16 protein-coding genes are annotated in these 12,303 nt (G+C 45.2%); 7 read left to right on the top strand and 9 right to left on the bottom strand.

The annotated features are described in order from the left end of the window. Position 1: 1 nt before the first annotated feature. The 4 genes from Y696_RS08920 to trpS are packed head-to-tail and all read right to left on the bottom strand — an operon-like array spanning position 2 to position 2,973. The gene (locus Y696_RS08920) at positions 2–778 is read right to left on the bottom strand and encodes a pseudouridine synthase (RefSeq protein ID WP_006488234.1); all 777 of its coding nucleotides are present in this window, start codon (positions 776–778) and stop codon (positions 2–4) included. Further along, positions 660–1,298: an SMC-Scp complex subunit ScpB gene (scpB, locus tag Y696_RS08915; RefSeq protein ID WP_006488236.1), complete on the bottom strand. Its 639-nt coding sequence runs from the start codon at positions 1,296–1,298 to the stop codon at positions 660–662. The genes Y696_RS08920 and scpB overlap by 119 nt, the downstream gene beginning before the upstream one ends. Beyond that, on the bottom strand, positions 1,295–1,987 hold the full coding sequence (locus tag Y696_RS08910; protein WP_121510298.1) for a ScpA family protein: 693 nt from the start codon (positions 1,985–1,987) through the stop codon (positions 1,295–1,297). Before Y696_RS08910 ends, scpB begins: the two co-directional genes overlap by 4 nt. A 2-nt stretch (positions 1,988–1,989) precedes the next feature. Beyond that, entirely contained in the window at positions 1,990–2,973 is a 984-nt protein-coding gene (gene trpS / locus Y696_RS08905) for a tryptophan--tRNA ligase (RefSeq protein ID WP_006488240.1), read from the bottom strand. A 143-nt stretch (positions 2,974–3,116) separates the two neighbouring features. On the opposite strand from trpS, the gene Y696_RS08900 reads away from it, so the two are divergent. Next, a complete protein-coding gene (locus Y696_RS08900; protein WP_006488242.1) occupies positions 3,117–3,710 on the top strand; it encodes a DUF4897 domain-containing protein in 594 nt (197 codons plus the stop codon). Then, positions 3,703–4,458, top strand: coding sequence for an NAD-dependent protein deacylase (locus tag Y696_RS08895; RefSeq protein ID WP_006488244.1), 756 nt, complete (start codon positions 3,703–3,705; stop codon positions 4,456–4,458). The genes Y696_RS08900 and Y696_RS08895 overlap by 8 nt, the downstream gene beginning before the upstream one ends. Here Y696_RS08895 and prmC read toward each other — a convergent pair. Genes prmC through Y696_RS08870 form a run of 5 tightly spaced genes read right to left on the bottom strand, consistent with a single transcriptional unit; the run spans position 4,433 to position 8,090 of the window. Continuing rightward, the gene (prmC, locus tag Y696_RS08890) at positions 4,433–5,266 is read right to left on the bottom strand and encodes a peptide chain release factor N(5)-glutamine methyltransferase (protein ID WP_121510297.1); all 834 of its coding nucleotides are present in this window, start codon (positions 5,264–5,266) and stop codon (positions 4,433–4,435) included. The two genes, Y696_RS08895 and prmC, sit on opposite strands and share 26 nt — an antisense overlap. Then, positions 5,263–5,565 (bottom strand): metal-sulfur cluster assembly factor, encoded by a 303-nt coding sequence (locus Y696_RS08885; RefSeq protein ID WP_014731345.1) that lies wholly within the window; start codon positions 5,563–5,565, stop codon positions 5,263–5,265. The genes prmC and Y696_RS08885 overlap by 4 nt, the downstream gene beginning before the upstream one ends. Before the next feature lies 1 nt (position 5,566). Beyond that, entirely contained in the window at positions 5,567–6,586 is a 1,020-nt protein-coding gene (locus Y696_RS08880) for a SurA N-terminal domain-containing protein (protein WP_121510296.1), read from the bottom strand. Then, positions 6,583–7,368 (bottom strand): nucleoside triphosphate pyrophosphohydrolase, encoded by a 786-nt coding sequence (gene mazG, locus Y696_RS08875; protein WP_121510295.1) that lies wholly within the window; start codon positions 7,366–7,368, stop codon positions 6,583–6,585. The genes Y696_RS08880 and mazG overlap by 4 nt, the downstream gene beginning before the upstream one ends. Beyond that, positions 7,365–8,090 (bottom strand): ribonuclease HII, encoded by a 726-nt coding sequence (locus Y696_RS08870; RefSeq protein ID WP_121510294.1) that lies wholly within the window; start codon positions 8,088–8,090, stop codon positions 7,365–7,367. The genes mazG and Y696_RS08870 overlap by 4 nt, the downstream gene beginning before the upstream one ends. Positions 8,091–8,246: 156 nt before the next feature. Between Y696_RS08870 and Y696_RS08865 the strand changes: the two genes are divergently transcribed. Genes Y696_RS08865 through Y696_RS08845 form a run of 5 tightly spaced genes read left to right on the top strand, consistent with a single transcriptional unit; the run spans position 8,247 to position 12,297 of the window. Beyond that, positions 8,247–8,705, top strand: coding sequence for a MarR family winged helix-turn-helix transcriptional regulator (locus Y696_RS08865; RefSeq protein WP_014731341.1), 459 nt, complete (start codon positions 8,247–8,249; stop codon positions 8,703–8,705). A 16-nt stretch (positions 8,706–8,721) separates the two neighbouring features. Next, positions 8,722–9,387 carry an LptA/OstA family protein gene (locus Y696_RS08860; RefSeq protein WP_014731340.1) on the top strand — a complete coding sequence of 222 codons (666 nt, stop codon included), beginning with the start codon at positions 8,722–8,724 and terminating at the stop codon, positions 9,385–9,387. 15 nt (positions 9,388–9,402) lie between these two features. Next, positions 9,403–10,671, top strand: coding sequence for a serine--tRNA ligase (gene serS / locus Y696_RS08855; RefSeq protein WP_014731339.1), 1,269 nt, complete (start codon positions 9,403–9,405; stop codon positions 10,669–10,671). Continuing rightward, positions 10,672–11,358 (top strand): 16S rRNA (uracil(1498)-N(3))-methyltransferase, encoded by a 687-nt coding sequence (locus Y696_RS08850; RefSeq protein ID WP_014731338.1) that lies wholly within the window; start codon positions 10,672–10,674, stop codon positions 11,356–11,358. A gap of 9 nt (positions 11,359–11,367) precedes the next feature. Beyond that, positions 11,368–12,297, top strand: a complete 930-nt coding sequence (locus tag Y696_RS08845; protein WP_014731337.1) for a 1-phosphofructokinase family hexose kinase — start codon at positions 11,368–11,370, stop codon at positions 12,295–12,297. The last annotated feature ends 6 nt before the right edge of the window (positions 12,298–12,303 follow it).

Genomic DNA, 12,303 nt, shown 5'->3' with positions numbered 1-12,303 from the left:
TCTAACTCCCAAAATTATTCTTTCTCTGAGCTTTCTTCGGGGCCTTGCGATGGGCCCCGTTTTCCAGTGATGCGATCTCTTTTCGGCTCAAACGTTTGATATCACCGGGATTGGGAACGAGAGATATGCTCAAAGGACCAATGGATACTCTGACAAGGCTCGATACAGACTTGTTTAATACCCTAAAGATCTCCCGAATCTCTCTCTTATGACCCTCATGAATGGTAATCGCATATTTTGAAAAGTCGCCGTCGCTTCTCACAAGCCTTATCTTTGCAGGCGACGTCATGAATCCATCCCCGAGCGTCAACCCACCCTTCACAGCTTCAAGATCGCGATCGGTCAATTTTCCCTTTATTCCTACTACATAGGTTTTCTCGATCTCTGATGCCGGATGGGAAACAAGATTGGAAAGATCACCGTCATTCGTCATGAGTATCAGACCGCAGCTGTCCTGATCGAGTCTTCCGACATGAAATACCCTTTCTTTTATTCGTTCTGAGACTAGATCGGAGAGCGTCTTTCTTCCGCGATCATCACTCATGGCACTCAGGTATCCTACTGGCTTATTGACGAGATAAACCACTTTCTCTTCATTAGAGAAAATCAGTCTACTTCCGTCAAGAAGAATCTCCGAACTCTCGGGAAAAACGTCAAGCCTAGGGTAAGTCTCGATCCGGCCGTTCACTTTCACTCTCCCGTCCAGAATCGCTTGAGTCGACTTTCTCCTTGACATGTTCGTTATCTGAGAGATTATCTCGTGAAGTTTCAAGATCATCTTCCTCCTTGCTGAAGGCCAAACCGTTTACTATCTCCTTAAGATCATCGACCTGGAACAACTCGTAGAAACGGGAGGTAACTTTGTAGAGATAAGGCCTTCCAGGTAGCTTAGATTTTCTCTTGCTTATGAGCCCCATTTTCGATAACTCCAGGAGCTGTCCCTGAGAGGAACGACCTCTTATAAGTTCGACATCGTTTCTTGTAAGCGGGCCCTTAACTGCGACTATCGCAAGCGACTCCATCTGGGTATCTGTGATGCTTACTAAAGGTCTTACAGATATCTGACTTACAAATGACTGAATTGAGGCTTTAGTATAGAACCTGAGTTTGCCGTTGACGGATTTGATCATAACTCCGTGTTCATGACCTCCGTATTCTCTTTCCAGCTCCTCCAGGAGAAGCATTACCTGGTTCAGCTTCATGCCCGTGATCGAAGCGATTCTCGATGGTTCGATTCCACTTCTTGCAGAGAATATCAGCGCTTCAATTATCGCCTTTTTTGTCAGTTCCTCGCTCACGAAGCTTTCCTCCTGAGAGTTAGAGGTTCTACCGTGTCAAGATAGTATCTGTTCAATTTCAACAGCTCAAGTACTGCAAGAAAGGAGACGATGATTTCCGACCTGCTTTCGAGACTCATTAGAAATTTGTATAGCTCTATCGTCTCGTATAGCTGCTCTATCTGAAGCATTCGATCTTCGACGTTGATACTTTCAGAGACAATCGTATAAACTCTATCTCTCAAAACCGTCTCTTTGAGGATAGCCTTGAAGGCCTCCGTCAGTTCCTCGGGGAGATCTTCCTTCCTTTTCTGATCGACCGTCGGTTTCGCCGTAGCTCTTTCGTAGTTGTAAGCATCGTAGAGCTTGACCCGAAATTCTTTGGAAAGGTCCTTGAGAGCTTTATACTCTTCTACTCTCCTGTAAAGTTCCTTTCTCTGATTGTCAAATGTTTCGGCTTCGCCGCCACTCATTCTTGGGAGAAGCGCTTTAGACTTCATTTCCATAAGGGTTGAAGCCATGACGAGGAAATCAGATGTGACGACCATGTCAAGAGATTTCATCTTGTTGACGTGAGTTATGAACTCATCTGCTATGACAGTGATTGGAATTGAACGTATATCCACCCGATGTTTTCTCACAAGAAAAACCAGTAGATCAAGCGGTCCTTCAAATTCCGGGAAACTGAAGACCAGTTCGAGTTGTTCCATCTTCACCACCCCAACTTCGTTGCTTCAATAACCCTCTTCATTGTCTCTTTTGCAACCACTCTAGCTTTCCTATTGCCATCTTCAATTATTTCGAAAAGTTCATCTGAATTCTCTTTTAGATGAGAGAGTTTTTCCCAGACGGGAGAAAGCCTTTGAACTAGATTCTTGTGAAGAAGCCTCTTGCACTCGATACAACCGATTCCCGCCGTCTTGCAACCCTCAACAACCCATCTCTTTTCTTCATCAGAGGTAGTGAATGCTTTGTGGTAATCCCAGACCGGGCATTTTTCAGGGTCTCCCGGATCAGTCCTTCTCATTCTCGCCGGATCGGTCATCATTGGAGCTATCATTTTCCATAGCTCTTTCTCATCTGTGTCTATCAGGATATAGTTTCCGTAGCTCTTAGACATCTTCCTGCCATCCGTTCCGGGAAGCTTTGGAACCTTTGCGAGAATCGGTTCCGGCTCAGGGAAAACTTCGGCAAACTGATTGTTGAATTTTCTGGCGATCTCCCTCGTCAACTCCACGTGATATATCTGATCCTCACCGACTGGAACTCCTGTGGCAAGATACATTAGAATATCTGCGGCCTGAAGAACAGGGTACAGTAAGAATCCGCCGCTTGAAAGATCTCTGTCTGTTATCTGTTCCTTTTGATCCTTGTAAGTGGGTACTCGTTCAAGCCTTGAAACCGATACGAGCATCGAGAAATAAAGAAAGAGCTCTGCATGCTCCTTTATTGCAGACTGAATGAAGAGAACAGATTTCTCTGGGTCGAGACCTGCCGAAACGTATGTTCTCACTATGTCAAGACTCCAATCGTAAAAAGAAGAGGTTTCGTCTATATGGGAAGTAAGTCCGTGCCAGTTAGCCACAAAGTAAAAGCATTCGTTCCCTTGGTCTTGCAGTTCTTTCCACTTCTCCAGAGTGATAAAATGACCGAGGTGAAGTCTGCCAGTAGACCGCATACCGCTAAGAATTCGCACTGAAATCCCTCCAAACCGGAAACTCGAAATAAAAACCTTTACCGATCGTCAAAGTCAAATGAAAAGCTTTGTACAATGTATTTTAGCATAGAATGATGTTATCATATTCTCAGAATCAATCTAAAATTGTCAGGAGGTTTTAAATGAAATTCAATACCCTTCTTATCATACTTGTTGTTGTCATGGTTGGAATGACCGCAATAAATATGTTTATGGCATTCAACAACAGGCTGGACATAGATACCCTGTCTTCAACCAGCAACTATTCATACGACTACGAGGGACGGGCGACACTTGACATCGAGACAGAGATAATCTTCAATAAACCAGACCAGATGACTCAGTTCCTTGAGCAATATGATAAGCCTCAGGAAGAACAACTGGCCGACTTTCAGGAATCGATGACTCAGTTTTCGGAAAGCTTCGACAGACTGATGTTAGTAGAGAGCTTCCAGTCAACGGCAACTGTTCTGAGTTCTAACAGAGTTAAAGTAGTCGAACATGCCGTTATCGCAGGCTTTGCAGCGGTTGAAAATGGTGTTGTTAATACCGACATGGGAGACATGGAGTTCGACCTTACAGGTGATGCCTATTCCTTAACAATTTCAATACCGGCCGACGCAAAGGTAATTAATCTAGATCCAGCTCCAACCGTAGCCGCAGATGGAAATGAATTCATATGGACCAATACGGGCAAGACTATCTTCCCGAAGATTCAATTCTCGAGAGGTGAGTAGAGTAAGTCAAGAAGCAAGGAACTTCATTTCACTGATAAGAGAATCGACCTGCACTTCTGTACTAACGGGGGCAGGTATATCTGTCGCTAGCGGCATTCCCGACTTCAGAAGTCCGGGAGGTCTATATAGCAAGATTTCTCCGGACATCTTCGAGCTAAGCTCTTTCATTGAAGATCCGGCAAGGTACTATAGAGTAGCAAAGGAGAGAATACACACTATGTCGGACGTAAGCCCAAACGCTACTCACATTCTCCTCACCAGACTACAAACCCTGGGTCTAATTGAGACGATAATCACGCAAAATATCGATGGACTTCAACAGAAGTCGGGGGCAGAAGAAGTTGTGGAGCTACACGGGACCGTTTCCAAATTCGAATGCATGCAGTGTAAGAAACGGTTTACAAGGAAAGAAGTCGAGTTACTGCTTGAAAGATCCGATGTTCCTAGATGTGATTGCGGTGGCCTGATCAAGCCAAACATCGTTTTCTTCGGAGAAATGCTACCCCAGGATGCAATAAGAAGAGCCGAGAATGCTGCATTGAAGTCCGATCTCTTTATTGCTATGGGATCCTCCTTGATGGTTTACCCCGCCGCTCAGTTTCCAGTAATTGCAAAATCCTCAGGTGCCAGAGTCGCGATTGTCAACAGAGATGAAACTGGCCTCGATTACCTTGCCGACTACATATTCTCAGTTGAACTTGAAAGCTTTTCAGAGGAAGCTCTCAGACTTCTGGACGAAGAATCATGAAACGGTAATTTCCAGACAAATCCTTTTTGAATTCACAGGAATATCCATTAAGGTCAGAAACTAACTCTCTTAAACCCTCGGTCTCATACTGAGATATTTCCAGATAAACTTTTTTCCCCGTTGGTAGATATTTTAAAAACTCCCTGTAGAAGTCAAGACCGTCTTTTCCTCCATCCAGAGCAACTATAGGTTCGTACTTCCTCACGTTGGTGTCCAGAGAATCTAGATCCCCCGTCCTTACATACGGTGGGTTGGAAACGATGACCTCGACAGAATCTAGAAAGTCATTCAGTCCTGATATGTTGTCACCTTCAATGAATCTAATATTGAATATTCCGTTCGTTCTGGCATTCTTTTCGGCAAGCATGAGAGCATCTCTAGAGATGTCTGTTGCAAAGACCAGTGAAGAAGGAATATTGCGGGCTAAAGCACAGGCTATCCCCCCGCTTCCAGTTCCGATATCGGCGAACACTTTCGAATTCTTCTCTTCGTCGATGACTATCTCAACTAGCTCTTCCGTTTCATTTCGGGGTATCAAAACACTCCTTGTAACCTCAAGCCTGATTCCAAAGAATTCTCTGAATCCTAATACGTAGTCGATCGGCTCTCCCTCAACAACTCTTTCCACGGCCTTCATATATTTTGCGCTTAACTTCGATTCGATTTCCTTCTCTCCATTGAGGATCAGATCGGCTTCATTCAAGGAAAGAACTCCCCTAAACAGGGATATCATAACGAAGCGGGAATTCTCTATTCCCGCCTCCGAAAGCTTTCTTTTCGATATATGGATTAGCTCTTTTAGATTCACATTCCCAAGATCTTTCTTACATCGTCGCTAGCCATCTCGGGTGACCATGGTGGATCAAAAGTGAGTTCCATCTTCACATCGCCGATTCCCTCAATCTCGCTGACCTTTCGCCTTGCATCTTCAAGCATCAGTCCGGCAAGAGGACACATAGGCGTCGTCAAAGTCATCTTGACCTTGACATCGTTCTCATTTTCTAGCTCCACTCCATATATCAACCCCAGAGAGACTACATCGAACCCTATTTCGAGATCGTATACTTCTCCAAGGGCCTTCATAACGTCTTCTTTTGTCACACTCAACTTATTCTCCTCCACCCGTTTCGTAGTATCTTTTTATGACAGCCTCTTCCTTGAAAGGCTTGAACTCCTGTTCCTGCCAGATTCTCCAGAAAAGATCCTTTTTTTCCGAAATCAATATCCCCTGTATTTCTTCCCTAACATCTTCAATGCCCTTTGCTCCTGCAGGAGAATATGATTCGAGATAGATTACCGCGTACTTATTGCCAAGAGTCACGACGGAAGAAAGCAACTCACCTTCTGTCGGTTTGAAAAGCGATTTCACAAGTTCGGGATTCAGCGCCTCGATTTCTTCTCTCGTATAACTCCCGGACTGCACTTCCGGGAAAGTATCCAAAACCGAAGAAGGGTTAGCATCCCTGGATGCAGCTTTCCAAACCGAATAGGCTTCCGAGAAGGAATCAAAGAGAAGCACCTTCATGTCGGCCCTCTCTTCTTCTACAGCATATCTCGAAGAATTGGCCAGATAGTACTGCTCTATCTCCTCTTCGGTGACTGTCGCATTCACTGTAACGGCTTCATACAAGGAACTTAGAACCTCTTTGTAAGCGAGATCTCTGACCACCTTCGCCTCATAGGAGCTTAATCCGTCGATGTAACCTTTGAGAATGTAGAAAAGGTCCGCATCCGACTTCTCAATCTGAAGTTCGGTGAGTGTGTCCATGATTGACTTACTTACTACTTCTCTTAAAGCCTCGATATCGGCTTCGATCCCAACCTCTTTTGCATACTGAATTAGAAGAGTCTCTTCAATAAGAGCTTCGAGAGAATTTCTTTCGTATTCCTCTAGCAGTTTCTGACCTGCTTCAGTATTGAGGAGCATTTCCGAAAAAAGAGGATCTACCTCTTCTATTCTCTTCGATATCTCGGTATAGTTAGGCAAAACCTTTGAAAGGAAAGTATCCATGGTGATGATCTCACCGTTAACCTCGGCGGCTATACCTGTTTCAGAAAGGGTTTCTGTCTGCGAAAGCGCTACTGCAGTGATCAATAATAATATCAGGGCAGCGATAAACTTCTTCAATTTGTACCCTCCTTCGCTATTTCCCACAGGTGATTCAACTCATCTATGGTCATATTGTTGATATCAAGGCCATGCTTCTCAATATGACTCTCCATTTCGTGGAAACGGTTCAAGAATTTCTCTGTTGATTTTCTCAAAGCCGCTTCGGGATCAACATCAAGGAATCTAGATAGATTTGTGACCGTGAAAAGAACATCTCCTACTTCCTCTTCGATCTTTTTTTTGTCCTTTTCGACTATCGCGCTGTCTAGCTCTTCTATTTCTTCATTCAATTTTTCGCGTGGTCCTTCGATTTCTCCCCAATCAAAACCGACCACGGAAGCGTTCTCCTGAACTCTTCGCGCCAAGCTCAGCGCGGGAAGAGCCTTATTTATCTCACCTATCGAAGAACTCTTTCCCGAATCTTTGGCTTTTTCCTTTGCCTTTATTTCCTCCCACTGACGATATGAGTAACCCTCCGAATCTGAAAAGACGTGGGGATGCCTTCTAATTAACTTGTCCGTCAAGACCTTTAGAACATCCGTTATCGTGAAGGCCTTTCTTTCCATTGCAATCTGCGCATGAAAGACAACCTGCAGAAGGACATCGCCAAGCTCTTCGGCGAGCTCCTTATCATCTCCACCATCGATTGCATCGAGTACCTCGTAAGCTTCTTCGATCAAGTAAGGTTTTAGGGACTGATGAGTTTGCTCTATATCCCATTCACATCCTCCAGGTGATCTCAATATCTTCATTGTCTCAATTAGCCTTAACCATTCACTTCCGTCAAATTCATTCTTCATTTGTCGGCCTCCATAGTCGCCAGCCCCGCTCTGAAAAGCCTGATTTGGCTCACTTCACTCTCATTCGACCAGCGGCTTGCCCTTTCCTTTGTGATCAATTCCCTGACAGGCCTAAATGTCAGTCTGTGCCAGGTGGTCGGTCCATGCTTTCTAAGAGCTCTTAGATGCATATCGGTGCAGTAACCTTTGTGATTTCTATAACCGTACTCGGGATACAAGATGTCCAGTGAATCCATTATTCGATCTCTGAATACCTTTGCCACAATCGAGGCACTCGCAATCGCTGCACTTCTTCGATCGCCGCCAACTATGCATTCACCCTTTATATCGAGTTTAAGCGATTTTCCATCAACTATTATATAGTCTGGCTTCCTCGACAAAATCCTCAGTGCTCTGTTCATTGCCAACCTGGTAGCCGCAAAGACATTGAGAATATCAACCTCCTCAGGAGAGGAAAGACCGATTCCTACGATAGAGTTCTCAAGTATTTGTCCAAACAACAACTCTCTCGTCTTTCTACATAGAGCCTTCGAATCGTACACGCCATCGACGGGATTCAAGACTATAACGGCAGCGGCCACAACTGGACCGGCGAGAGGGCCTCTTCCTGCTTCATCTACCCCCGCAATAACTCTGTAATCAGCTCTGTATGAAGCATCGAATCTCACAAGTTCGGATAGATCTCGTTTGGCCGATTTCATACTGAAATTATACATCACCATTCAGGAGGCTTCAGCACATGTCTATAAAGGCATCAAAACCGTTAAATGAACAGCTTTAGGTGCAGAATCAGTCTTAACCGGTACATGGATGATGATATAATGTTTTGAATAGTATCGTTTTCAGTAAACTAATACAAGGGGTTTGGAGGTGCTGTGATGTCCGTTGGTGAAGTCAAAAAGGAAGACGCTGCAATTCTTGAGAAGAACCTAAGAACGATTTCCACGAGAATCAGAAGGGAAGGAAGAAAGGTTTTGAGAGACTTCCCGATCACTCCTGCCCAATTCGATGTCCTTCAGGTGCTTTTTTTTAACGGAGAGAAACGGATGAGTGACATCAGTCGCTGGCTTGGAATAACCAAGAGCACGACAACTGGTCTTGTTAAGAGGCTCATCGACGCTGATCTGGTAGAGCGAAGACGTTCCGATAAAGATAGGAGATCGTACATTATCGACATCTCCGCCGCCGGAAAGACACTAATCGAGAAGGTCATCGACAGAAGGGTGGAGTACTTGAAATCTGTAATGACTGAGATCAAGTCCGATCAGGTGAAAGAACTTGAGGTTATTGTTAAGAACCTTCTCGAAATAATGGACAGCAAGAAAACGAAAGACTAATCGTCTGGAGGTAATTATGAAGAGAAGAACTACCCTGATTATCGGATTGATTGTCATTTTCCTTACCGCAACGATCTTTGCAAGTACCGTGCGAATCAAGGGAGACACAGTGCTTGGATCGCTTCAAAAAGAGGTTTTTACCTTCATCGGGAACGTTTTTATCAATAAGGACGGAGATATTTACGTCGAAACTCCCCTTGCAACGGCCACAAAGGGCGCTACTGATTGGGAGAGCTTCGTAACCGAAGGTGAGACCTTTGTTAGATTCCAGACAGGCGAAGCAACCGCTCTATCCCTCGACTACAATCTGGAGAACTCCACGGGAACTCTTTTCGGAAATGTGGAGGCAGTTATCTATTCAAAGGAAGAGGACGGAAAGGATATATTCATATACGAGACAGAGATTCTTAACTTTGATCAGAAAACGGAATACTATGAAGGTTTTGCTGAAGAAACTGCGGAAGCAACGCCCGAGCTTATCTTCATAAATTACAAGGGAGATTTGAATGTAGACACTCTTTACTTCGAATACTTCGGAGATACCGGCCTTCTGAACCTAAAGGGAAACGTCTTTGTCGATGACTTCAAGAATAGTAGGAAAATCTGGGCCTCCGAACTGATATACGATACGACGGATGATTCATTTGAAGGGAAAAACGTAGAGATAGAGCTTGTTTTTTAGCAGGAGGAAGAAATAATGATTGACGTAAGGTTGATTCGAGAAAACCCCGAAATTGTGAGGAGGGCCCTTGAGTGCAGGCAGATGACCTCGGAGCTGCTGGATGAGATAGTCTATCTGGAATCAAAGAGGAGAGAGGCGCTGCAGGTCGTTGAACAGAAAAAGGCCGAGAGAAACAGTATATCTTCGGAGATTGCCCGAGCCAAAGCTAGCAAAGACGTAAGCCTTTCGCTTTCCCTTATGGAAAGGGCAAAAGAAATCTCATCTGAAGTTAAGGAACTTGATCTCCAAACTTCTCAGATAGAAGAAGAACTGAAGAAAAAGCTTCTCTATCTACCCAATATTCCTTCGTCGACCACACCTGTTGGCAAGAGTGAGGAAGATAACGTCGTCATCAGGATGTGGGGAGAACCGAGAAAGGTCGACTTTGAAATCCGACCTCACTGGGACTACGGCCCGGAAACCGGACTTATAGACTTTGAAAGAGCCGCGAAAATATCTGGAGCGAGATTCACGATTCTTAGAAGAGACTTTGCAAGACTTGAGAGGGCAATAGCTAACTTCATGCTGGACCTCCACCACTCAAAGGGGTACGAGGAAGTAGCTCTGCCTTTCATGGTTAAGAGAGATACTATGCAGGCAACGGGCCAACTACCTAAATTTGAGGAGGAGGCCTACAGAATCGACCCGGACGATATGTTCATGATACCAACTGCAGAGGTCCCACTCGTTTCGCAGCACATGGACGAGATCCTCGAAGGTGACCTGCCCAAAAAGTACACGGCGTACAGTGCATGCTTCAGGAGAGAGGCCGGATCGTACGGAAAGGATGTTCGGGGCATGATAAGAGTTCACCAATTTGACAAGGTTGAGCTTGTCTGGTTCACCCATCCCGATGACTCTTACGATGCTCTTGAAAATCTTACGGCCGATGCTGAAGATGTTCTCAGGAAATTGGAGCTTCCTTACCGGGTAGTCTCTCTTTGTACCGGGGATATTGGGTTTGCCGCGGCAAAGACTTATGATCTTGAAGTTTGGTTGCCTTCTTACAACACTTATAGGGAGATTTCCTCCTGCTCAAACGTTGAGGACTTCCAGCCAAGACGAGCCAACATAAGGTTCAGAGATGTTGACAACAAACTGAAGTTTGTACACTGTTTAAATGGTTCTGGACTGGCCGTTGGAAGGACCCTGGTAGCAATAGTCGAGAACTACCAGAGAAGAGACGGAAAGATCGACGTGCCGAAAGCTCTCGTACCATACATGAGGCAGGAGGTAATTGGTTAATTGCCTAATGCCTTCTTCGTCCTGCCTGAAGACAACAGAGTCATTCTAGACGGCGGTGAAACCAAACATCTGAGAGTGACGAGAGCAAAACCCGGTGATGAACTGACAGGCATTGATGGGAGAGGTACCGTTTACAGATTTCTTCTCGAAGAACTCGGGAAATCATCTGCTTCGGGAACTGTAGTCGAGCGAGAGTACGTTGAGAGAGACGGGAAGAGTATTACTGTAGCCGTGGCAGCGACAAAGTGGCCACGGCTTCATATTTTGATAGAGAAAGCAACCGAACTGGGAGTCGACAGAATCGAGTTGTTCAATAGCCTTAGATCGGTTTCAAGAGTTGATGAAACTAAGCTGACTAAGTTCAATGCGGTCGCAAGGGAAGCGGCCAAGCAGAGTGTTAATCCTTACATTCCCGAGATTACTGTATCCCAGACACTTCCTCTAGAAGGATCATACAACCTGCTTCTGGAATTCGGCGGCAGACCTTTATTAGAAGTGGAAGAAAAACTCGCTTGTGAAAGAAAACTGCGACTGATAGTGGGACCCGAAGGGGGCTTCGCGCCGGAGGAGATAAAAGACATCTCGACCCGATGTACGCCCGTTTCGTTGGGAAGAAGGACTCTGAGAGTCGAGACAAGCGTGATTGTAGTACTCGGAATCATAAACTATCGTCTCGGCAGGATGTAGGAGGTGTAAATGGTGATTTTCTCACTGACTTTGAACGCAGCTCTAGATAGATTCTTATATACAGACGCTCTAATTGAGGACGATACGGTGAGGGTAGATAGAGTCAAAGATTACCCCGCAGGAAAGGGTGTAGACGTATCACGTGTGATAAATGAACTGGGAGGCCATTCGGTCGCTGTAGCTTTCCTTGGAGGTCATACCGGAAAGGTAATAGAAGAGATGCTCGACGATGAGGGAGTCGTTTATGCAACGGTAAGAAGTGAAGAAGAAACAAGGACCAACATTCTCGTACAGACTGGAAGCGGTCAATACAGAATGAGTCTTCCCGGTCCGGTAATATCCGTCAAGGAAGTCTATAAACTGTACAAGACAATCGACGTACTTTTGAGAAAGGACGACTACCTTCTTTTGTGCGGAAGCATACCGGAAGGAGTAAGCAGCGATATCTACGCTCAGCTTTGTTCAAGGATGAGGAAAATTGGAGTCAACGTTTATATCGATTCCGACAAGGAGCCTTTCTCCAAGGGGGTCGAGGCCAAGCCAAGAGGAATAAAGCCAAATATTCACGAACTTCAGAGACTGCTCAATCGCGAGCTAATCGGAGAGATAGATTTTAGAAAGGCCATTTCCGAAGTGTCGAACAAGTATTCAATCGAAGAAATTCTACTGACTATGGGAGCCGAGGGAGCGATTGCATCAGTGAGTGGGGAGTTCTATCGTATTCGGGTACCTAAAGTACCTGTCAAGAGCGGGGTTGGTGCAGGGGATTCTTTCCTGGCGGCATACTGCATGTACAGAGAACTTGGCGAGACGGTGAAAACTGCCTTGAAAATGGCTGGTGCCGCCAGTTCAGCTGCCGTCATGACACCCGGCACAGAGCTTTGTAGATTCGATGATGTAATGAGTCTTGCTTCGAAGATAGCTGTAGAAGCGCTGTAATCGAGA

The organism is Mesotoga sp. H07pep.5.4 (assembly GCF_003664935.1).
In the GTDB taxonomy this organism is placed as follows: Bacteria; Thermotogota; Thermotogae; order Petrotogales; family Kosmotogaceae; genus Mesotoga; species Mesotoga prima.
The sequence above is the reverse complement of the archived record's forward strand: the minus strand, read 5'-3'. Positions and strand labels throughout refer to the sequence as shown.

Excerpts from the sequence above, each read along its gene's own strand:
- Y696_RS08870 (WP_121510294.1), bottom strand. The coding sequence starts at position 8,090 with ATGGTGATGTATAATTTCAGTATGAAATCGGCCAAACGAGATCTATCC.
- Y696_RS08860 (WP_014731340.1), top strand. The coding sequence starts at position 8,722 with ATGAAGAGAAGAACTACCCTGATTATCGGATTGATTGTCATTTTCCTT.
- Y696_RS08900 (WP_006488242.1), top strand. The coding sequence starts at position 3,117 with ATGAAATTCAATACCCTTCTTATCATACTTGTTGTTGTCATGGTTGGA.
- Y696_RS08845 (WP_014731337.1), top strand. The coding sequence starts at position 11,368 with ATGGTGATTTTCTCACTGACTTTGAACGCAGCTCTAGATAGATTCTTA.
- serS (WP_014731339.1), top strand. The coding sequence starts at position 9,403 with ATGATTGACGTAAGGTTGATTCGAGAAAACCCCGAAATTGTGAGGAGG.
- Y696_RS08865 (WP_014731341.1), top strand. The coding sequence starts at position 8,247 with ATGTCCGTTGGTGAAGTCAAAAAGGAAGACGCTGCAATTCTTGAGAAG.
- Y696_RS08910 (WP_121510298.1), bottom strand. The coding sequence starts at position 1,987 with ATGGAACAACTCGAACTGGTCTTCAGTTTCCCGGAATTTGAAGGACCG.
- mazG (WP_121510295.1), bottom strand. The coding sequence starts at position 7,368 with ATGAAGAATGAATTTGACGGAAGTGAATGGTTAAGGCTAATTGAGACA.
- Y696_RS08920 (WP_006488234.1), bottom strand. The coding sequence starts at position 778 with ATGATCTTGAAACTTCACGAGATAATCTCTCAGATAACGAACATGTCA.